Source organism: Paenibacillus sp. J31P190 (genome assembly GCF_059692075.1).
This window is the reverse complement of the sequence record NZ_JCAUAS010000001.1, coordinates 296,347-316,364: the sequence shown is the minus strand read 5'-3', so window position 1 is coordinate 316,364 and position 20,018 is coordinate 296,347. Positions and strand designations below refer to the sequence as shown.

General features: G+C 47.7%; 17 protein-coding genes. 16 read left to right on the top strand and 1 reads right to left on the bottom strand.

Annotated elements, in window-relative coordinates:
- The first annotated feature begins 43 nt into the window (after positions 1–43).
- From AC58U0_RS01355 to helD, 5 genes are all read left to right on the top strand, one after another.
- Positions 44–2,062, top strand: a complete 2,019-nt coding sequence (locus AC58U0_RS01355) for an LTA synthase family protein (protein WP_497377212.1) — start codon at positions 44–46, stop codon at positions 2,060–2,062.
- Positions 2,063–2,336: 274 nt separating this feature from the next.
- On the top strand, positions 2,337–3,113 hold the full coding sequence (locus tag AC58U0_RS01350) for an ABC transporter permease (RefSeq protein ID WP_171689677.1): 777 nt from the start codon (positions 2,337–2,339) through the stop codon (positions 3,111–3,113).
- The gene (locus AC58U0_RS01345) at positions 3,110–3,901 is read left to right on the top strand and encodes an ABC transporter permease (protein ID WP_497377210.1); all 792 of its coding nucleotides are present in this window, start codon (positions 3,110–3,112) and stop codon (positions 3,899–3,901) included. Before AC58U0_RS01350 ends, AC58U0_RS01345 begins: the two co-directional genes overlap by 4 nt.
- A 36-nt stretch (positions 3,902–3,937) precedes the next feature.
- The gene (locus AC58U0_RS01340) at positions 3,938–4,909 is read left to right on the top strand and encodes an ABC transporter ATP-binding protein (protein ID WP_497377208.1); all 972 of its coding nucleotides are present in this window, start codon (positions 3,938–3,940) and stop codon (positions 4,907–4,909) included.
- Between the two features lie 21 nt (positions 4,910–4,930).
- Entirely contained in the window at positions 4,931–7,228 is a 2,298-nt protein-coding gene (gene helD, locus AC58U0_RS01335) for an RNA polymerase recycling motor HelD (protein ID WP_497377207.1), read from the top strand.
- Positions 7,229–7,474: 246 nt separating this feature from the next.
- On the opposite strand, the gene bluB is transcribed toward helD, so the two are convergent.
- Positions 7,475–8,122, bottom strand: coding sequence for a 5,6-dimethylbenzimidazole synthase (gene bluB, locus AC58U0_RS01330; RefSeq protein ID WP_497377205.1), 648 nt, complete (start codon positions 8,120–8,122; stop codon positions 7,475–7,477).
- Positions 8,123–8,325: 203 nt separating this feature from the next.
- On the opposite strand from bluB, the gene AC58U0_RS01325 reads away from it, so the two are divergent.
- The 11 genes from AC58U0_RS01325 (at position 8,326) to AC58U0_RS01275 (ending at position 19,976) form a co-directional block, all read left to right on the top strand.
- Positions 8,326–9,417, top strand: a complete 1,092-nt coding sequence (locus AC58U0_RS01325; protein WP_497377204.1) for a GerAB/ArcD/ProY family transporter — start codon at positions 8,326–8,328, stop codon at positions 9,415–9,417.
- The gene (locus AC58U0_RS01320) at positions 9,417–10,868 is read left to right on the top strand and encodes a spore germination protein (RefSeq protein ID WP_497377203.1); all 1,452 of its coding nucleotides are present in this window, start codon (positions 9,417–9,419) and stop codon (positions 10,866–10,868) included. The genes AC58U0_RS01325 and AC58U0_RS01320 overlap by 1 nt, the downstream gene beginning before the upstream one ends.
- Positions 10,865–12,028 (top strand): Ger(x)C family spore germination protein, encoded by a 1,164-nt coding sequence (locus AC58U0_RS01315; RefSeq protein ID WP_497377201.1) that lies wholly within the window; start codon positions 10,865–10,867, stop codon positions 12,026–12,028. The genes AC58U0_RS01320 and AC58U0_RS01315 overlap by 4 nt, the downstream gene beginning before the upstream one ends.
- Before the next feature lie 201 nt (positions 12,029–12,229).
- Positions 12,230–13,162: a hypothetical protein gene (locus AC58U0_RS01310; RefSeq protein ID WP_497377200.1), complete on the top strand. Its 933-nt coding sequence runs from the start codon at positions 12,230–12,232 to the stop codon at positions 13,160–13,162.
- Between the two features lie 67 nt (positions 13,163–13,229).
- Positions 13,230–13,967 carry an ABC transporter ATP-binding protein gene (locus AC58U0_RS01305; protein ID WP_497377198.1) on the top strand — a complete coding sequence of 246 codons (738 nt, stop codon included), beginning with the start codon at positions 13,230–13,232 and terminating at the stop codon, positions 13,965–13,967.
- Positions 13,960–14,709 (top strand): DUF2705 family protein, encoded by a 750-nt coding sequence (locus AC58U0_RS01300; RefSeq protein WP_497377197.1) that lies wholly within the window; start codon positions 13,960–13,962, stop codon positions 14,707–14,709. Before AC58U0_RS01305 ends, AC58U0_RS01300 begins: the two co-directional genes overlap by 8 nt.
- Positions 14,710–14,714: 5 nt before the next feature.
- On the top strand, positions 14,715–16,190 hold the full coding sequence (locus tag AC58U0_RS01295; protein WP_497377196.1) for a sensor histidine kinase: 1,476 nt from the start codon (positions 14,715–14,717) through the stop codon (positions 16,188–16,190).
- The gene (locus AC58U0_RS01290) at positions 16,187–16,876 is read left to right on the top strand and encodes a response regulator transcription factor (protein ID WP_497377195.1); all 690 of its coding nucleotides are present in this window, start codon (positions 16,187–16,189) and stop codon (positions 16,874–16,876) included. The genes AC58U0_RS01295 and AC58U0_RS01290 overlap by 4 nt, the downstream gene beginning before the upstream one ends.
- Before the next feature lie 661 nt (positions 16,877–17,537).
- Entirely contained in the window at positions 17,538–18,224 is a 687-nt protein-coding gene (locus AC58U0_RS01285) for an MgtC/SapB family protein (protein ID WP_497377194.1), read from the top strand.
- Between the two features lie 190 nt (positions 18,225–18,414).
- Positions 18,415–19,308, top strand: a complete 894-nt coding sequence (locus tag AC58U0_RS01280; protein ID WP_497377673.1) for a TrmB family transcriptional regulator — start codon at positions 18,415–18,417, stop codon at positions 19,306–19,308.
- A complete protein-coding gene (locus AC58U0_RS01275) occupies positions 19,305–19,976 on the top strand; it encodes an HD domain-containing protein (RefSeq protein WP_497377193.1) in 672 nt (223 codons plus the stop codon). The genes AC58U0_RS01280 and AC58U0_RS01275 overlap by 4 nt, the downstream gene beginning before the upstream one ends.
- Positions 19,977–20,018: the final 42 nt, after the last annotated feature.

Here is a 20,018-nt window from a genome sequence, read left to right as displayed (position 1 = left end):
ACAATTGGTGTTTATAATAGGGGCAAGAGGAGAGTGATGCAATATGCACTTGAATTTGAAGCCCCGGAACCATCTTCCTAAAAAGATGAGACCAAACCGTCTGGGAGCGACGATTTCGCTTTTATTATTTATGATTTGCTTACCCATACTGTCTGTAGCTGGAATGGAACTTCTTGAACGCGGTTCTTTGCATGAAACGGCCCAATGGATAACATCTAACCAGTCACTTTTTCTATTAAATGTAGGGCTAACCTTCTGTTTATTAGCGTTCATTTATGCGGTTGTAGGATCATTAGCTATTTCCGGATCCATCGCAACCTTGTTGCTTGGCCTTATGGCACTGATTTCTTATATGAAGGTGAAAATGATCGGGGAGCCCTTCTTCCCGTGGGATATTTTGCTGAATAAAGAAAGTATGGATATTGCTTCGCTCGTAACAGGGAAAGCCGCGCTTCTCCGAATCGGAGCTGTGGTCATCGCGGTCATCTTTGTCTTTTTATTGAAATGGATACTCCCGCGCGTATCTTTTTCTATTATCAGTCGAATTGGTTTAGGGCTGTTCGCGCTCTATGCCTTATATGCATTTGCAATCAAAACACCGTTAGCTGGCAAAATTCTTGACCATTTGGGTGTAAACGAAATTGTGTGGAATCAGAAAGAGAACTATGCGAATAATGGACTAGCCCTAGCTTTCACCCTCAATGTCAAAAATTCGATCGTTCAAAAGCCAGAAACGTATAGTGATCAAAGTATTGCGACCGTTGCAGCTAATCTCCAAGAGGTAGGCATGCAAAAAGCAGGAATGAAAAAGTCTGTAGATACTAATTCTCTAAATGGGAAGAAGCCGAACGTGATTTTCATTATGAGTGAGGCTTTCTGGGATCCGACTTTGTTAACGAATGTGAAATTCAGTGAAGATCCGGTACCCACCCTCCACCGCTTGCAGAAGGAGTCGACATCCGGATACCTGCTGTCCCCCCAATTCGGTGGCGGTACCAGCAATGTAGAATTCGAAGTGTTAACGGGGAACTCGATGAGCTTCCTGCCAGGAGGCTCCATTCCGTATCAACAATATATTACGAAACCTGTACCGAGCTTGGCGAGTTATTTTGCCGATCAGGGCTACAAAAGTATGGGAATTCACTCCTACGAAGGATGGTTTTGGAATCGTAATTCGGTGTATAAGGAGTTAGGCTTCCAAAGCTTTAAGAGCAGTGAACATTTCGTGAATCCGGAAATGAAGGGTTATTTTATCTCGGACGCTGAAGTGTCTAGGAGCATTATAGATGAAGTAGATAAAACCGAGGATCCTATGTTTATGTACACAGTAACCATGGAAAATCATGGACCTTATGATGAACCTCGGTACGGAGAAAATCAGTTCAAAGCGCAAGGTGACTTAACGCCAGAAGCAAAATCAATTCTTGAGACCTACGCGCAGGGTGCACACGATGCGGATCAAAGCTTGCAAATGCTAATCGATCACTTCAAAGAATCGGATGAACCGACGATGATCGTATTCTATGGGGACCATTTGCCGATGCTGGGATTAGATTATCAAGTATATAAAGAAGCAGGCTTCATCCAAAGCAGTAACGCGAATGATTGGTCGTTGGAAGAAGTGAAGAAGATGCACAGCATTCCGCTTGTGACTTGGTCGAACTTCGATATGCCGAAGCAGGACATTCCACTGCTTAGTGATTCTTTCCTTGGTGCCCACGTGCTGGATATGCTGCATATGGAAAAACCGGCCAATTTCAAGTTGAATGCCGAATTGGCGGCGCAAGTGCCAGGATTACTGAGTAATCTTGTTGTTGATGAGAACCAAGAACTTCATGCTGAAGTCCCCGAATCATCGAAAGTACTCCTTGATGACTACAGGAATGTGCAGTACGATTTACTATTCGGGAAACAGTACTTGGCTGAACATATCGATCATGACTATTTGACCAAAACCATTCAGGATAGCTATAACGCTGAATTTGGTGAAGGAAATGTTCCTCCGCAAGCTGAGGGAGCGAGCAGTAATTCCCCGCCGGCTAAGCCGGTGAGCTCGCAGTAAGAGAAGTCCCTGTTTTGTTGCTTTGAGCGACGAGACGGGGACTTTTTCGTTATTGGTGGTGTTGGGGAAAAAGCGAGCCAAAGAGCAATGGAGAGAGAAAAGCATGTGAGGTGAGCTGGAAGGATATTTTTCATTGTTACACGGCGGCACCATCTGCGATAAAAAATAATCATTGCCATGGCTAGGGTAATTTTGGTAATATAAACATCCGTCTCTACGCGGCGGCTGCAAAAAAGCTAGTTGATAAGGATCAAAACAGCTCAGGAGGTGTTTTATGCTTTTCGCGGTTTTGGCGCGCAAGGCGTATGCGAGGAATTTGCAGTATCGCGGTTCGCATCTGCTGCACAATGCAGTGAGTGCGGTGTTTGGCTTCATTTATGCTAGCATCTGGACCGGTCTAGGGAGTGACTCGTCACTCGGCGAGTACGGGGCGAAAGGGATTGTAGGTTATATTGCTTTTAACCAAGCGATCCTTTGGATTACGCAGTTCACAACGAATGGACTCGGGCTCGAGCAATCGGTGCGCACCGGGCAAATTGCGGTCGATCTCATGCGGCCGGTACACTTATTCTATCAGGCGATGAGCCGGGAATGGGGCCAGGTATACTATCAGTTTCTTTATAAATTTATCCCGATTTATGCCCTCTACTACTTCATTTTCTCCTTACAGCTTCCACATCACGCTTCGGTTTATGGCTGGACAGCGATTGCGCTCGTCTTGGCGGCATATATCTCTATTTGTACGAATTATTTGATAGGCGTTGCAGCTTTGTGGACCACTGAGTCACGTTGGTTTTATTGGGTCAATTATTCCTTCAGTACGCTGCTCTCCGGCTTTTTCATTCCTCTAGAATGGTTGCCAGGTTGGCTCCGCACGATTAGCTTTTACACTCCATATCCTTATCTCCTCTATTACCCAACTCGTATCTACATGCAGCTCGAACAAGGAACTGTTGTGCTCGGCGCTCTTGCTTGGGGCATCGGGTTTACTTGCGTCTGTCTGGCGGTTACGCAGGGGGTACGCAGAAAGCTGGAGGTGCAGGGCGGATGATGTCAGTGAGACTCTATATGCTGCTGATCAAGGCGAGCTTGCGAAGCCGAATGCAGTATAAGTTTAATTTCTTTTTTTCGACCGTGATGGCTTCCTTTGTGCATATCTCAGAATTTCTGATGGTGGCGCTTGTGATGATGCGTTTTGGCAATATCAAAGGCTGGACCCTGTATGAGGTGTGCTATCTGTATGGGGTCATGATGATATCCAAAGCGATTTATCGCACGCTGGCTTCCGATGTGCATCATCTAGAGAAATATCTCGTTTCCGGTGATCTGGATGCGCTTCTCACACGGCCTGTTCCCGTGCTGCTGGCTCTGATGACACAAAACGCTCGTCTCTTATTTGCTGAGGTAGGGCAGGGCATCATCTTACTTTTTATTGCTATGAAAGCCTTAATGGCTAATGGGCAAATCGGATGGTCAGCCATACCTTTAACGGTGTTAATTATCATAACGGGTGCCATTATTTTATTCGCCATTGGCTTAGCAACTGCGGCTGCCGGCTTCTGGTTGACACGGATCGAATCCTTGCAAAATATGACCGAAGACGCTTCCCAAACCGCGGCGCGCTATCCGCTTTCCTTGTATCCAAAGTGGCTGCAGGGTGCGCTATTGGTGCTCGTTCCGGTAGGCTTCGTCAATTACATACCCACTTTATATTTGCTGAGACATCAAGGCGGCATTTGGATGCTCCTAGGAACCATTGCTGTTTCATTCGCTGCGCTCTGGCTGGCTATGCGCTTCTGGAAGCTAGGACTATCTCGCTATCACAGCACAGGAAGTTAATCGAGGGTTTCATACAAGGAGGGATCATAAGAAAACATGATAACCGTAACGAATTTGCGCAAAACCTTTCAAACTCCGCTAGTCAAAGAAGGCAAGTTCTCAGGTATTCGAACTTTGTTTTCGAGAGCCTATAAAGAGAAGGAAGCGGTACGCGATGTAAGCTTCGAGATTGAATCTGGCGAGTTCGTCGGGTATATTGGACCTAATGGAGCGGGAAAGTCGACGACGATCAAAATGCTCACCGGCATTCTTCACCCAACCTCCGGCGAGGTGTTGATTCACGGCTATAGTCCTCAGAAGCATCGAAGACGAGTCGTAAGGCAGCTTGGCGTTGTATTCGGTCAGCGCAGTCAGCTTTGGTGGGATCTGCCGGTGAAGGATTCTTATGAGATCCTTACGGCGATGTATCGGGTGGAGGAAAGCACAGCCCGCCGCAGATTAGGCGAATTGACTGAACTTCTTGAACTGAAAGAGCTGATGGAAACGCCTGTCCGGAAGCTGTCCCTTGGACAGCGGATGCGAGCAGATTTGGCGGCTTCGATGCTGCATGATCCGGATATTTTGTTTCTGGATGAGCCGACCATCGGGTTGGATGTTGTCGCAAAGCGGAACATTCGCGGCTTTCTTCAGACCTTAAATCGGGATTTCGGTAAGACGATTCTGCTGACTACGCATGATATGGATGATATCGAGCAATTGTGTAAACGAGTCATCGTGATCAATCATGGGCAAATTGGCTATGACGGGTCGATCGATGAGCTGCGGGATCGTATTGGCTTACCCACGATGATGAAGGTCACTTATCGAGGTGAAATCCAAGTTCCTGGGAGCTGGGAACTTCCGTTTCGCGTGGTGGAGCAAGAAGCGAATAGCCTTACAATCGCTTGCAACCGCCAGGAGCTGAAAGCGATGGAAGTACTGCGTATCGTCAGCAGCTGGGGCGATATGGACGATGTGCACATGGAAGAGCCTGAGTTTGAAGAGGTGATTCATGGTGTATATAAATAGATAGAAATGGAGTGAGACCGTATGCCTATAGAGAACGAAGAACGGGAGAGGGAGACGCAGCGCGTTGCCTCTGTACGAGCTAATATACAGCAGCGAATTGAAGAACTGCGCCAAACGGTGGATGAGCGCCGATCGGAAGCGACAGCGATTGGCCGCAGCTTCTGGGATGATATCTCGGTCAATGCAGATAATGCGGATGATTTGATTGAGACGGCAGCGAGTATGGCCCAGCAGGAGCATGTGCTGCAGGGTCAAGAACGCAGCTATCGATTGGCGCAAGATGCGCTGCGTAAGCTGCAGCGTGTTGTCGATGCGCCATATTTCAGCCGCATTGATTTCAAGGAGAACGGGGAGCAAGAGCGCGAGAAGATTTACATCGGATTGACATCTTTTATTGATGCCAAGACGGATGAAATTCTTATCTACGACTGGCGTGCGCCCATAGCCAGCTTGTTCTATGACTATCCGCCGGGCCCAGCGACGTATCAGACACCTGAGATGGATGTCAGCGGCGAGCTGATGCTCAAGCGGCAGTACATCATCAAAGCCGGCGTGCTGCAGGACGTGTTCGATACGGGGATCTCCATCGGTGACGAGATGCTTCAGCAGATGCTGAGCCGCAGCGCCGACGAGAAGATGCACAGCATCGTTACGACGATCCAGCGCGAGCAGAACCAGATCATCCGCGATGATCGGCACAAGGTGCTCGTCGTGCAGGGGGCAGCCGGCAGCGGCAAAACCTCCGTTGCGCTGCAGCGCATCGCGTATCTGCTCTACAAATATCGGACGACGCTAAGCGCCGACAACATGATTTTGTTCTCGCCGAACTCACTGTTCAGCGACTACGTCTCTCACGTACTGCCGGAGCTAGGCGAAGCTACTATGCAGCAGACGACATTCCAAGACTATTTAACACATAAATTAAGCGACACCGGTCTGACGCTGGAAGATCCCTACGATCAATTGGAGTTCATCCTTACGGGGACGGATCAAGACCCCTCCTACGCAGCGAGGCTGCAAAGTATTCATTATAAAACGTCCGCTGCTTTCCTCAATGTCATTGAGGCTTACGGAGAGAAGCTGAAAAGCGGCGGGATTCGTTTCCAAGATTTATCAGTAGGTAAGAAAGTATTGATTACTGCCGCTGAGCTTAGCGAACGATTTTACAGCAAATCCTCGATTCTTGCTCTAGGTGAACGGATGGAACAATTATCGGAGTGGATGCTGGAGAAGCTGGATGAGTTTCAAGCCGATGTCCAGAAGAGGTTTTATCGTAAAATGGTGCGGGAGCCGAAATATTTGGGCACCGAGCCAGAAATGAAAAAGATGAGCAAGGTCAAAGCGCATAAAGCGATTGCTCCACTTAAGGAGAAGGCGCGCAAGCTCGCTTATGTGGACGTGCTTGGAATGTACCAAGATCTTTATACAAATAGTGAACTGCATCAAGAGCTTATGCACCATTCGGAGCAGCATCTACCCGCAGCTTGGGATACGATCAGCACGTTCACGGCCGATGCGCTTGCTAGGGGAATGCTGCATTACGAAGATGCGACACCACTTGTCTATTTGAAGGGCCTTGTTGAGGGGCAACTGCGCGTAGGGACCATTCGGTATTGTCTCGTGGATGAGGCGCAGGATTACTCGCCGTTTCACTATGCGTACTTGAAGAAGCTGTTCCCACGTGCTCGGTTCACCCTGCTCGGGGACTGGAATCAAGGGATCTTCACGCATGCGAACGCGAGCAGTACGGAAGGCGAGGGGCAAACCAGCGAGTACAGCTCCATTAGCGAGCTGATGAAGGAAGACGAGACGGAGACCATCCGCCTCGTCAAGAGCTACCGCTCGACGCGCGAAATCGTCGATTTCGCTAGTCGCGTGCTGCCAGGCGGCGAGCCGATCGAGCCGTTCAGCCGCAGCGGCGAGGCGCCGCGTGTTCTGCGCGCGGCGGACGATGGCCGCCTCAGCCGCCTTGTGGCTGAGGCGGCACTAGCTAGGCGCGACGGCGGCGCAAGCTCCGTCGCGATCATTTGCAAGACCGAGCGCGAGACTCGCCGCGCGCACGCCAGCCTGAAGCCGCTGCTGCCGGGGCTCGCGCGGATCACCAAAGAGACGCTGCACTATGAGGCAGGCGTCATGATCCTGCCGGCGTACCTTGCCAAAGGGCTCGAGTTCGACGCCGTTATTCTCTACGATGCCGGGGCGGCTGTCTACGCGGAGGCGAAGGAACGCAAGCTGTTTTACACCGCTTGCACCCGTGCCCTTCATCACCTAGACGTGTTCTATCTAGGTGAATTAACACCTTTTCTCCTGAACAAATAGACATACGTCCATACCTATCTGCCCTGCCCGACATAGGATATCTCGAGCAACAACAAAGAAAAGGTTCTTGCAGGCAGAAGGGAGGAATAACCATGTCAGGCGTTGGATATTCTAGCACAGCTATCGTATTGGTACTGTACATTCTGTTGGTCATCATTCTTGCAACATTCTATTAGAAATAGGATGCACAAAGCCGCCCTCCGATTGATTGGAGGGCGGTTTTCTCGTTTTAAACCTCATGACAGGTCAACTTTTTGAATGTCCCCAAGTCTCGCTGAATATCAGATTGTTCAGACTCCTGCGCTTTTCCCAATTGGCTGTCTCCAAAATGGGCTTCTCTGGATAATTTTCTGTGAATCCAATGGATAGCAATGCTACTGGATCAATATGAGGAGGTATCCCAAGGATATCTCGCACATCATTTTTCTTATAGAAGCTTACCCAGCCCATAGCTAATCCCTCTGCACATGCTGCTAGCCACATGTTTTGAATCGCGCATGCAACGGACATGATATCGGTTTCTGGTATCGAATTTCTTCCTAGCACATGAGAACCGCCGCGTGTTGGGTCACAAGTAACACAAATCGTGATTGGGGCTTGTTTGATGCCTTCGATCTTGAGATTTAGAAATTCGTCTTGGCGTGTATCTTCATAATGAATGGCCAAAGCTCGTCTCTCTTTATCTGCTGCCCAAGCCAAACGCTCTTTCACTTTATCTGTAGAAATGATTATAAAATTCCAGGGTTGCATAAATCCAACGGAAGGACCATGGTGCGCTGCATTTAGCAATTTCATTATTGTTTCTTCTGGGATAGGATCCGATAAAAATGTTCGCACATCCCGTCTTGTATAAATGCTCTTGTACAAGCCGTCCTTTTCTTCTTCCGTAAACATACCTTCACCTCACCCCTTTACAAGCTCACGTACGATGTAATTATTTATTAAATTTACACCCTCTCTTCTCTTTTTGCAATCGATGGAAGACCTAATTTCGATAGGTGTCTAAATCTAATTTGTCGCACCGCATAAATCCACTTGAATTGGAAATCTTAACTTATAAAAAGTTTCCACCTAATACCAATGTGGGAGATTAGCTTATGTCCGGAACCAAGAAAATTACCGCGCTTCAATTATATTTTGTCTTAATCCTCTCCATTGGCATTACGAACCATGTCTTATTAATTCCGGTGCTGCTGCATTTTGGTAAACGTGATTCCTGGTTAGGCGCAGCTGTCGCCCTGTTTCCTATGCTCCTATGGGTATGTCTGCTTTATATCGTTATTAAACGCACGAAACAGCAGAATATGATGGAGTGGATCAAACGGAAATTTGGGAAAATGGTCGTTTTTCCATTCAAACTAGGTCTCATTATCATTTGTTTTGCGCATTCGATTATAACCATAAAAGAAATGGTGACATGGACACATGTGACCTATTTACCTCGAACACCGCCTTTCATGATTGCTCTTCTGTTTATATTCTTTTGCTTTTTCGCGGCAAGATCAGGGGTGCGAGCGATTGCAATTTCCTCAGGCATTCTACTGCCGGTTGTCGTTTTACTTGGGTATTTTGTGATGGGAGCTAATTTCCAATATAAAAACTACAGCCTTCTTACACCTTTATTTACACACGGTTATGGACCTACACTTACATCCATCATGTTAACTTGTGGCGCCTCCTTCGAACTGCTAGCTATCGTATTCCTCCAGCATCATGTAGGTACGCGCATTCGGCTCTCAGCTTTATTCATTTTTGCAGCATGTGTGATTGGACTTACTATAGGACCGTTAACGGGTTCCATTGCCATATTTGGACCCTTTGAAGCCGCGGATTTAAGGTATCCGGCATTTGAACAATGGCGTATGGTTACTTTGGGGAAATATATTACCCACTTGGATTTCTTGGCTATTTTCCAATGGATATCAGGGGCTTGTGTCCGGACGTCGATGTTCATGTTTCTTAGTGTGGATGTTATTGGTATTCAAAAGAAGCGCACAAGGACCCTAGTCCTGTTAGGGATTAGCCTGCTGTTCCTAGCGGCGAGCTTGTACCCAGTTACAGACAATCAGATGGTGTATCTGATTCAAAATAGATTTTATCCCATCATGTTTGGGGTAGGTTTAAGCTTGCTTCTTGTCTTGCTTGTGATGTCTATCCTGCCGGGGAAAAGAAAGGAGAAGAATGCCTAATGAATGAGCAGGATTTACGGGATTTGTTTGCGTTGTCTGACGATGTTATCGTGAAATCTTACCGATTATCGGATGCTCATCCGAAGGGGCGAGTGCTGCTCATGTACTGCGAGGGTATGGCCAATATGGATCATATTGAGAATCTCGTATTGCCTAAACTTGAAGGTCAATTCAAAAACGAAGTCGATGCTAACGCCTCTAAACTAGATGTGAATACGATGCTTCAATTGATTGAAATTACGGGTTCTAACGCCATAGAGTCGATGACGGTTTCATTGTATGCAGGATCGCTGATCTTATTTTTCGAAGAGACGCAATTGCTGTATGCACTGGATATTTCTGCACCACCCAACCGTTCACCGGAGGAATCGAGTACAGAGACATCCATCAAAGGTCCAAGAGATGCCTTTACCGAGAGTGTCGTTACGAATATCGCGCTCGTTCGCAAACGCTTGCTGACGCGCAGTCTTTGCATTGAAAAAATGCAAATCGGAACGAGAAGTAACACCTCGGTAGCTCTCCTTTATATAGACGATGTAATAAATGCTAATATCCTCCAGGAAGCAAAGCAGCGGCTTCAAGCTATTAACGTTGATGCCCTGATTAGCAGCTCGCAATTAGAAGAAGAGATGTCAGGGAGGAAATACCCATTCTTTCCCCTTTTGGATTATGCGGGTAGACCTGATTATGTAGCTGATAGCTTGCTGCGCGGACGGTTCGCGGTCATAGTGGATGGTTCCCCCATGGTTCTTATTGCGCCAGCGAATTTGATGTATATATTGAAATCCCCCGAAGATGTGCACTCCCCGTACTATTATGTCGCATTCGAACGTGTTTTGCGGATAGGCGGGTTGATCGTTTCAGCCTTATTGCCTGGTTTTTGGATTTCACTATCCGCCTTTAATCTGGATCAAATCCCGTATCCATTAGTAGCCACTATCGCTACATCCAGGTTAGGATTACCCTTGTCAGGTCCGATGGATTTTATTATCATGCTGCTGCTTTTCGAATTGTTCCGTGAAGCGGGAGCGCGGCTGCCCAAGGTGGTAGGACAAACCGTTACTGTTGTCGGTGGGCTAATTGTTGGGGACGCCGCGATACGCGCGGGAATCACGAGCCCTACAACATTAGTAGTGACCTCCATTTCGACGATATCGATGTACACCCTAGTGAACCAATCGCTAGCGGGAACGATTACCGTGCTCCGGATCATGATTTTGATGATATCCACAATTTTCGGTATTTTCGGATTTATGGTATCCCTCATGGGGCTCGTTTTATATTTATCAACATTAGAATCATTCGGTGTGCCTTACTTATCACCCTTATCGCCGCCTCAGTTCAGAGATATCATCCCTGCCGTATTGGCCAAGCCGTGGAATAAAATGAAGCGAAGACCGAAAGCATTAAATACGAAGGATGACACACGCCAGGGCGGGGAGTCCTCATGATAACGAAAAGGTTAGGACGACTGGTCATCGGAATGCTGCTTCTGGTTAGTCAGACAGGCTGTTGGGATATAAAGACGATCCAAGATACGAATTACATTACTGCGATAGGCTTCGATTATCAAAAAGGGCGCTATGTGGTTTATTTTCAAATGTTGGATTTCTCTAGCGTGGCTAAACAGGAAGGCGGTAAAGGAGGGCACCCCCCTGCGATTTGGGTCGGACAAGAGGAAGGGGAAACGGTTAATGCAGCTTTCGAAAGTTTGTACAAAACCTTGCAGCAGCGAGCCTTTTGGGGGCATGTGGGTGCTTATGTTTTTACAAGAGAGGCCCTAAAGGAAGGTGTGGGTAAATTTACGGACAGTTCAGTACGCTATGGGGAAACAAGGTTTACCCCATGGGTTTATAGTACAGATGAGTCGATAGAGACGATTTTTTCGGTTATCCCTTTCTTCAATGTCTCCCCTTTGGCCTCTATTCTTATGCAGCCTGAAGAAAATTACCATCAACGAGCTTATATTCGTCCGCTCAAATTGTACAGGTTTGCTGCTCTATCTAGAGAACCTGGGTACACGGTGATGATGCCCACTTTGGCTATTCGTAAGGATGTGTGGGTTAAAAATGAAAAACCAGATCCTAAATTAGAAGTAAGCGGAGTCTATGCGATAGCGAAAAAAAATCATGTGGAATGGCTATCAGAGGATCAGTTCAAAGGAGCGCGCTGGTTAGAAAACAGTACCGTCCGTACGCCTATGGTCGTTTATATAAATGGGAAGGCAAAACAATCTGTTATTATCCAGAAGCCTAAAGCCCGCATTACGCCGCGAATGAAGGGAGATCAACCCCTATTCGATATTCATATTGAAGCCAAGGCGGTCGTTGCCGAATTGTTAGAGAACATTGATGAAGATACGCTGCAAAAACAGATCGCCAAACAAATCGCTGAGGAAATCGAGCAAACCTGCAAGGTGGGAAAAAGCCATGATACGGATATCTATCAGCTCGAGTATGTATTATATAAGCAAGAATTTCCGGAGTGGTCTAAGCTTACAACGAACGGAGAGAAACCGCTGGAAAATTATGAATTAGGGGATATAAAAGTAGATATCCACCTATCCCATTCCGGGATGCTTAAGATGAGAGAAAAAGAGCAGCAGTACTAGCTATTGACCCATATTTGAAGCCTTCATCTCCGCAAATTCTGCGGATTTGGAGGTTTTTTTAATAAAGTTTTAAGAATTGTTTTAGGCAAGGTTAATAGGTGATTTAGAGGCAGTTAATGCAGAGGGGATAAGATGAATACATGGAAGCGAGGAACGCATCCAAATTAGATAAAGCGTATGAATACGCGGAGGAAATAAGATATGAATAAGAAGTTAGCGATGTTGGGATTAGGCGTTGCGGTAGGCAGCATGATGCTAGTGACCTCGGTATATGCAGGTGTGGGAGACGCTCCCGGATATGAGACATTTAAATCAGCATTCAAACAAACAGCAGCGGTGAAGAATGTAACTCGCCAGGTGAATGTGTCCTTACAAGACAATGGATCTTCATTACTCAATGTGAAATCAACGATTAAGAGCACTGGCGTCGATCACGCTGGCAGCGCTGTAGTCACAGTGAAAAGCGGAACGGATGAGCAAACCATTCACTTCTACAGCCAAGATGGGAAGCAGATTGTAAAAACAGAGGATTCCGAGGTGTATAAAGTGCTGGAAGGTGAAGGTATGCCAGGCAAGTTCAAAGGGCATGACCAAGCAAACCAAACGCCTGACCCGCAAGTGATTAGCGAAGTAGAAAATGTGGTCGATGCATTGGTTGGTAACCTGAAAAACTATGTAACCATGAGTGAAGCACCTGGTAACGTGAAGGACATTCATTTCAAACTATCCGGAAGTCAGATTTCGCCTGTTGTGAACACAATTGGCTCGCTGGTTATTAAACACGGCACTGTAGAGAACAATCACCGTCCAATTCCGGCTAAAGCGGATACTCTTGGTGTAGATGTAACGACACTCAAAAACAGCCTGCCTCAGCTTGTAACGGACATCAAAATGGATGAAGTCGAAGTGAACGCAAGCGTGGATGCGGATAACCACATTACGAATCAAACGGCACAAATTCATATTTCCGGTAAAGATGCTCAGGGTGCAGCGCATGATGTGGTCTTGAGTGTGGATATGACACTATCTAGCCTGAACTCGACAACACCGGACACGATTGATTTGAACGGAAAACAAGTGGAAAATGTGAAGTTTGATGAGAATTCCCACAAAAACTGGGGAGAGAAGCATTAATAGAAAAGACAGGAGGAGGATTCAACGATCGTTGACCTCCTCATTCATCCTGAAAGGCGGCCCGTTCATGAAACCCGTTGTAGAAATTAAGAACCTCACGAAAATATACAAAAATTCGCGCGGCATCCATCAAGTAAATATGACGGTGCAGCAAGGCGATATCTATGGTTTCTTCGGTCCCAATGGCGCCGGTAAAACATCGGTCATGAAGATCATGACGGGTTTAACAAGGGCGCAGCAAGGCGAAGTAAAGCTGTTCGGCCATGATGTGTCTACGCAGTATGAGCAGGCGATGGCGAAGGTTGGCGTGCTGATTGAAACAGCGGAAGCTTACACCTATATGAGCGGCAAGCGGAATCTGGAGCTAGCGGCGCGCTTTTATCCTGGGGTCGGCAAGCAGCGAGTGGACGAAGTACTGGAAATCGTCGGTCTCACCCCTTTTCAGCACGAAAAGGTTGCGGGCTACTCACTGGGCATGAAGCAGCGGCTCGGACTAGCGGCAGCGATGCTGTCGAAGCCTGAATTACTTATTCTCGATGAGCCGACCAATGGGCTCGATATTGAAGGGATGGTTCATATTCGGGAAATCATCATGCACTTAGCGCGTGAAGAGCGAATAACTTTCCTCATCTCCAGCCATCTCATTCATGAAATGGAGCTAATGTGCAATCGCATGGGCATCATTCATCAAGGACGGCTTGTTCGCGAGGGACTCGTTTCTGAATTAGCAAAAGGCAGCGCGACGCTGGAAGAAGCGTACTTGCGCGAAATTAATGAAGTTCGGAGGCTCGCTGCCCATGCATAGCTTAACCGCCAACGTCTGGAACGAAACGATCAAACTCGCATCGAAGAAGAAAACTATTTTCTTCCTTGCTGTTACGCTGCTTCTTCCGGTTATTGCAGGCTTACTGCTTGCACGCTTTCAAAGCGGCATCGGCATTGGAGCCATTGCATCGGGGGATTTCCCTATCGTCATGCTCGGTTTGTTCACGAGTATATTCCTGCCTTTGTTCGTGTTCATGGGAGCCGCGGATGTATTCGCTGGTGAGATGGGTGAACGCACGATGAAGAATACGCTCACTCGGCCCATCACTCGGTTTAAGGTTTTCGCATCCAAGCAAATTGCGCTGGGTGTGTACATTGTGCTTTATTTACTCGCGGCCTTGCTGGCTTCGATTGTATCTTCCTTATTTTTCCAATACTTTGGAGGCGTAAGTACAGTATTTACTTGGTTCCTAGCATATGGCTCGGCTTTTGTTCCTCTGCTTGTGCTTAGTATTGCAGCCGTGCTTCTCGCGCAGTTTTTCTCTAGCAGCAGCTCCGCTTTGACAGTGAGCATTCTTCTTTATTTGGCGTTTAAAGTAGCTGCTTTTTTCATTCCGCAAATTGCAACCTACTCGCCAACAGCTTACACAGATTGGTATATGCTCTGGATTGGCAGCTCGATGGCCATTGGCAAGATGAGCAGCATCTTTATGTTTTTGATGGCGTGTAGTATATTGTTTTTTACAGCAGGATATTATTTGTTTGACAAAAAGGAGATTTGATTCGGATGTCGATTCGTTTACGGCTGGTACTTTCCTATATAGCCATGCTGCTTGTACCGCTTGTGCTCTCCGTGCTAGCCGTGATCTTAATCAGCGTCGCAACGTTTGGGAATCTGAAGTCTGTTTTTCAGGTTGATTTCTCCCAAGGCAATCCGATTAAACGTGTTGTTGATCAAGAACTCGAAAATGTCGCTTATATGAAAGCGAAGACGGATACGGAACCGGATGCTTTTCTGGATCCCGCATTCGTGAAGGATCTAGAGGCCAAATTCCATAAAATTAATATGGGCATCATCATCCGGAAGGACAAAGAGATTACGTACGTTTCACCGTATATTAAGCAGGGTGAGGCTGAGAATACCTCCAAGCTGCCTTCATTTGGCACATCATCTGGTCAATTTCAGCGTAATCAAGGTTCCCTGTGGATAACTAGGCAGCAGGATTTTTTATTTTCAGATAGTAGTAAAGGCTCTATATTCGTTTTTCTAGACGGAGGCCCCTTTCAAAAGTATCTTCACCAATTTTCCAAATCCGTTATTGTTACTTTTATTCTCATTCTCGTGTTGACGAATGGTGTTCTGACTTACTTCGTTTCTCGCAGTATTATTAGACCTCTAAGAGCGCTCAAACGTGCAGCGGAGGAGATCAAGGAAGGTAATCTCGACTTTGAGATTGTCCCGCATTCCGATGATGAAATTGGTGAGCTTAGTACGGCATTTGAAGAAATGCGTCGTAAGCTCAAGAAGTCCGTGGAGGTTCAGCTTCAATACGAAGAGAACCGCAAGGAGCTTATTTCGAATATTTCCCACGATCTCAAGACGCCGGTTACGGCGATTAAGGGATATGTCGAGGGGATTATGGACGGTGTGTCGAATTCACCAGACAAGCTGGATCGGTACATTCGAACAATCTATAACAAAGCAGCCGATATGGACCGGCTCATTGATGAATTATTTCTGTTCTCCAAGCTGGATTTGGGCAAAGTGCCATTTCAATTCGAGAAGGTAGATCTCGGACAATACGTGCTGGATTGCGCGCAGGAGCTGCAGTTCGATATGGAGAAAAAAGGGGTTCATTTCGCGCTCACCGAGCTGCCGAAGTCACCGCTGTATGTAACGGCAGACCGTGACAAGCTCAGACGTGTCCTGCTGAACATTATCGAAAATTCGATAAAATATAGTGAAGAAGGCAAGTGCCACATTACCTTAACGTTGAGAGAGATAGACGGCAATGCCGTCATTCAAATAAAAGATAGAGGTCAAGGCATATCGGAGGAGTCGCTTCCTCATATTTTTGATCGGTTTTACCGGGCAGATCCTTCACGTAACACGGCTACCGGAGGAAGCGGGCTTGGACTGGCGATAGCCAAACAAATTATGGAAGAGCACGGCGGGAGAATCAGCGCATCCAGTATCATTGGGCGGGGAACGACCGTATACATGGCATTACCGCTTAGTCAGCAGGGGGAGAGCGAAGAATGAGTCGAATCTTAATTATTGAAGACGAGCAAAGTATTGCCGAGCTGGAGCGGGATTATTTGGAGATCAGCGGCTATGAGGTCGATATCGAAAATAGCGGGGACAAGGGGCTCCAGCGAGCCCTTTCTACGGATTATGATCTCATTATTCTCGACCTTATGCTGCCGAAGGTGGATGGCTTCGAAATCTGCCGGCGCATTCGCAGTGAGAAGGACATTCCCATCGTGATGGTTTCCGCTAAAAAGGAAGACATCGATAAAATTCGCGGCCTCGGCCTTGGCGCTGACGATTACATGATCAAGCCTTTCAGCCCCAGCGAGCTGGTGGCCAGAGTGAAAGCCCATTTAGCACGCTACGAACGGCTGATGGGGCGGCGCGAAACGCGGAATGATGAAGTCCGCATTCGCGGTTTGATGATTGATAAAACAGCGCGCCGTGTTTTTGTCAACGAGAGAGAAGTCATCTTCACGACGAAAGAATTCGATCTGCTCACCCATCTCGCGATGAATCCGAATCGGGTGTACAGCAAAGAGCAGCTTTTTGACCTGCTATGGGGTATGGATGCCATGGGGGAAATCGCGACAGTGACGGTACATATTCGCAAGCTGCGCGAGAAAATCGAGCAAGACCCGTCCAACCCGCAATACATCGAGACGATCTGGGGAGCGGGATATCGGTTTCGGATTTAATGGGGAAGGGTCGTCCCAAACCAACCTGGTCTGACGGCCACCATTCATTTTCGTATAAAAGTCTATATGGAAAATTCAGTCCCTACATTTCGCAGTCTGACTGCTGCTTCCATTGGAGTTAATCCAGTGGAAATAGTGATTTGGCGCCTTAAAAGTCAGTTCAATTGGAGTTATTCCAATAGAACTACGAATTTCGAAGCCTGAGAGTCGATTCCATTGGAAAAATCCAATGGAAGTAAGGATTTCGTTTGGAATACCGATTCGAATGTCCCAAAAACCTTGAGGGGCTGTCCACAAGTAGATTTATCTACTTAATGGGACAGCCTCTTTTTGTTACACTTGTCGAAAGCGCGTAATTCGTGCTTATTCGTCTGAGCTCCTTTACTTAGACCCGCCGAAAGCGTGGAAACGGGCTTCTCAGCCTCCATATTTCGGCGTCGCCACGGTATAGGCTGGAGATAGGCGCGGAAACCGCGCTTACCTTTGGTTGACGCCAGCCGAAAGCACGGAAACCGACTTCTCGGGCTCTATATTCCGACGTCGCCAGCCGAAAGCGCGTTTTCCACGGCTATCTCGGTCATTGTAATTAACAAATGGTCATTTACTCCAAAGTAATGTTAAGATATTGTAAAGCTTACTTAATAAAGAGGAGTCAACAACTATGATACTTTCCGTGGATTGGCACATTTTAATGAAATTAGGGATATCAGCTATATTTGGTCTCATTATTGGTCTGGAACGGGAAATCAGGAATAAGCCGCTCGGACTCAAGACTTCTTTAGTCATTTGCTTAAGCAGCTGCTTGCTGACGATCGTATCCATCGAATCGGCCAATAAATATGCCGTTATGGGATTGCACGTGATGGACCCCATGCGTCTAGCTGCGCAAGTCGTTAGCGGAATCGGTTTTCTTGGGGCTGGGGTCATCCTTCGCAAACACAATGATGTCATTATCGGATTAACGACGGCTGCAATGATCTGGGGGGCGGCCGGACTTGGGATTGCGGTGGGGGCAGGCTTTTTTGTAGAAGCGTTTTTTGGACTCCTGCTTATCATGATTAGCGTTGTAGTTTTGCCTTATTATATTAAGAAAATGGGCCCAAGACCCCTTATCATGAAGGATCTGCGCGTGAGGCTCGTCGTCTCCCATGACGGCAACTTAACTACGATTATCAAAGCGATCATTGCCAAAGGTTACAAGATGAAAAGCGTACATATTAAAGAGCTGAACCAGGAGCAGCAAGAGCTGAATTTCATCGTGTTTATAGATAGGAAATATGCTTCGGAAGTGTATGATGAGTTGAAAAGTATGGATTATATTGAGATTGCAGAAGTTGAGACTTTGTAGGATTCTAGTAGAAAAAGGATCGGATTATGCTTTTGACGCAATCCGGTCCTTTTTATAAGCTGCGCATAGTATCTGATGAAGCTGCGAATCTTGCACCGAGTTCAGCTAATGTACTGGATAGGAAGCAGAAGTCTACAACTTGAAGTGAAAAATCATGTTACAATATTGATCAAGAATTCATAACGGGTTGATGAAAAGGGGAGCTGGCATGGAGGATGTTCATCTGCATTTAAAAAATCTCGGCTTCACGGACCTTGAAGCCAAGTGCCTGCACGTGCTCGCCGAAAGCGGCACGCAGACCGGCTACGAAATCGCCAAGCAGCTTGGCGTTTCGCGCTCGAACGTCTACTCCGCGCTGCAGAAGCTCGCGGAGAAGGGGGCTGTGCTCACCAGTCACGGTGAGCACACGCATTATCAGAGCGTGCCGATCGAAGAGATCGGCGAGCGGATTGAAGCGGAGCTGCAAGCCTCGATCCGCTATGTGAAAGCGCATATGCCGAAGCAGGATGCGCATCGCTCGGAGTACTTCAGCTTGGAGGGAGACGTTAAGGTCATAGAGCGTATACGAACTGAGCTGAAAAAGGCGAAGGAAGAGGCGCTCTGTGAGCTATGGTCAGAAGAAGCGCTGCTGCTGAAGGAAGCTCTTCGACTAGTGCCAGCGCAAGGCGTGCGATTGCTGGTTTCGACGATTGGCGAAGCGGAGCTGCCGAACGGGGTTCATCAATTCCAGCATGGACGCGAGGAGGGTTGGCAGAAGCGTAATGGGCGGAAATTTACACTGCTGATCGACCGCAAGCTGGCAATTGTCGGTACACGAGGCGGCGATGAGCCGGCTCTGGCGATGATAACAGAGCATCCAGCGATGGTGGAGCTGCTGCTGAACAATTTCTTACGTGATATGGTGATCCACGAGCTGCAGCAGGATATGGGCGCTAAGCTGGAAGATAAATATGGCAAGAACTTCAAGAAAATTATTCAGAAGTACACCGAGGTGAAGGGGATGGACCTGCAACCGACGGGAGCTTTGGAGGGCAAGTCTAGTGAAGGAAAGTCTGCCGAAGGAAAAAGGAGAAAGAAGAAATGAAGCAGCATGACGGGGAACAAACGAAGACAGAGGGAATTCTGCTCGCAGCAGAAGCGCTCGTGAAGGAGAAGCTGGAGCGCGATAGCAGCGGCCACGACTGGTGGCACATCTATCGCGTCGTGCAGACGACGAAGCGCATCGCTGCCCAGGAGGGGGCTGACGGCTTCGTCTGCGAGCTTGCGGCGCTGCTTCACGACGTCGTCGACGAGAAGCTGAACGCCGATCCAGCCGCTGCGCAGCGCGAGCTTGCGGCGTGGCTCGCTGCTAGCGGCACGCCAGCGGAGCAAGTGCAGCACGTGCTGGAGATCATCAGCACGATGTCGTTCAAGGGCGGCGAGCGTCCGCCAATGCGCACGCTGGAAGGTCAGGTCGTGCAGGATGCCGACCGGTTGGATGCGATAGGCGCGGTAGGCATCTCGCGCGTATTCGCTTATTCGGGCTGGAAAGGCCGCCCGATTCACGATCCTACCGTCATGGCGCGTGAACATATGACGGAGGCCGAGTATCGCGCGGGGAAAGATACCGCGATTAATCACTTCTACGAGAAGCTCCTGAAATTGAAGGAGCTAATGAACACAACCTACGCCCGGCAGCTGGCCGAGGAGCGGCACCGCTTCATGGAGCAGTACCTCGAACAGTTTTACGCGGAGTGGGAAGGCGAGAGATAGCAAACAAAAAAGAGCCAATGATGGCTCTTTTTTTGGTGAGAT

Bases quoted from the DNA above. Each gene is read 5' to 3' on its own strand.
- AC58U0_RS01290 (WP_497377195.1), top strand. From the start codon at position 16,187: ATGAGTCGAATCTTAATTATTGAAGACGAGCAAAGTATTGCCGAGCTG.
- AC58U0_RS01285 (WP_497377194.1), top strand. From the start codon at position 17,538: ATGATACTTTCCGTGGATTGGCACATTTTAATGAAATTAGGGATATCA.
- AC58U0_RS01345 (WP_497377210.1), top strand. From the start codon at position 3,110: ATGATGTCAGTGAGACTCTATATGCTGCTGATCAAGGCGAGCTTGCGA.
- AC58U0_RS01295 (WP_497377196.1), top strand. From the start codon at position 14,715: ATGTCGATTCGTTTACGGCTGGTACTTTCCTATATAGCCATGCTGCTT.
- AC58U0_RS01305 (WP_497377198.1), top strand. From the start codon at position 13,230: ATGAAACCCGTTGTAGAAATTAAGAACCTCACGAAAATATACAAAAAT.
- AC58U0_RS01315 (WP_497377201.1), top strand. From the start codon at position 10,865: ATGATAACGAAAAGGTTAGGACGACTGGTCATCGGAATGCTGCTTCTG.
- helD (WP_497377207.1), top strand. From the start codon at position 4,931: ATGCCTATAGAGAACGAAGAACGGGAGAGGGAGACGCAGCGCGTTGCC.
- AC58U0_RS01340 (WP_497377208.1), top strand. From the start codon at position 3,938: ATGATAACCGTAACGAATTTGCGCAAAACCTTTCAAACTCCGCTAGTC.
- AC58U0_RS01325 (WP_497377204.1), top strand. From the start codon at position 8,326: ATGTCCGGAACCAAGAAAATTACCGCGCTTCAATTATATTTTGTCTTA.
- AC58U0_RS01300 (WP_497377197.1), top strand. From the start codon at position 13,960: ATGCATAGCTTAACCGCCAACGTCTGGAACGAAACGATCAAACTCGCA.
- AC58U0_RS01320 (WP_497377203.1), top strand. From the start codon at position 9,417: ATGAATGAGCAGGATTTACGGGATTTGTTTGCGTTGTCTGACGATGTT.
- AC58U0_RS01350 (WP_171689677.1), top strand. From the start codon at position 2,337: ATGCTTTTCGCGGTTTTGGCGCGCAAGGCGTATGCGAGGAATTTGCAG.
- AC58U0_RS01355 (WP_497377212.1), top strand. From the start codon at position 44: ATGCACTTGAATTTGAAGCCCCGGAACCATCTTCCTAAAAAGATGAGA.
- bluB (WP_497377205.1), bottom strand. From the start codon at position 8,122: ATGTTTACGGAAGAAGAAAAGGACGGCTTGTACAAGAGCATTTATACA.
- AC58U0_RS01310 (WP_497377200.1), top strand. From the start codon at position 12,230: ATGAATAAGAAGTTAGCGATGTTGGGATTAGGCGTTGCGGTAGGCAGC.
- AC58U0_RS01280 (WP_497377673.1), top strand. From the start codon at position 18,415: ATGAAAAGGGGAGCTGGCATGGAGGATGTTCATCTGCATTTAAAAAAT.
- AC58U0_RS01275 (WP_497377193.1), top strand. From the start codon at position 19,305: ATGAAGCAGCATGACGGGGAACAAACGAAGACAGAGGGAATTCTGCTC.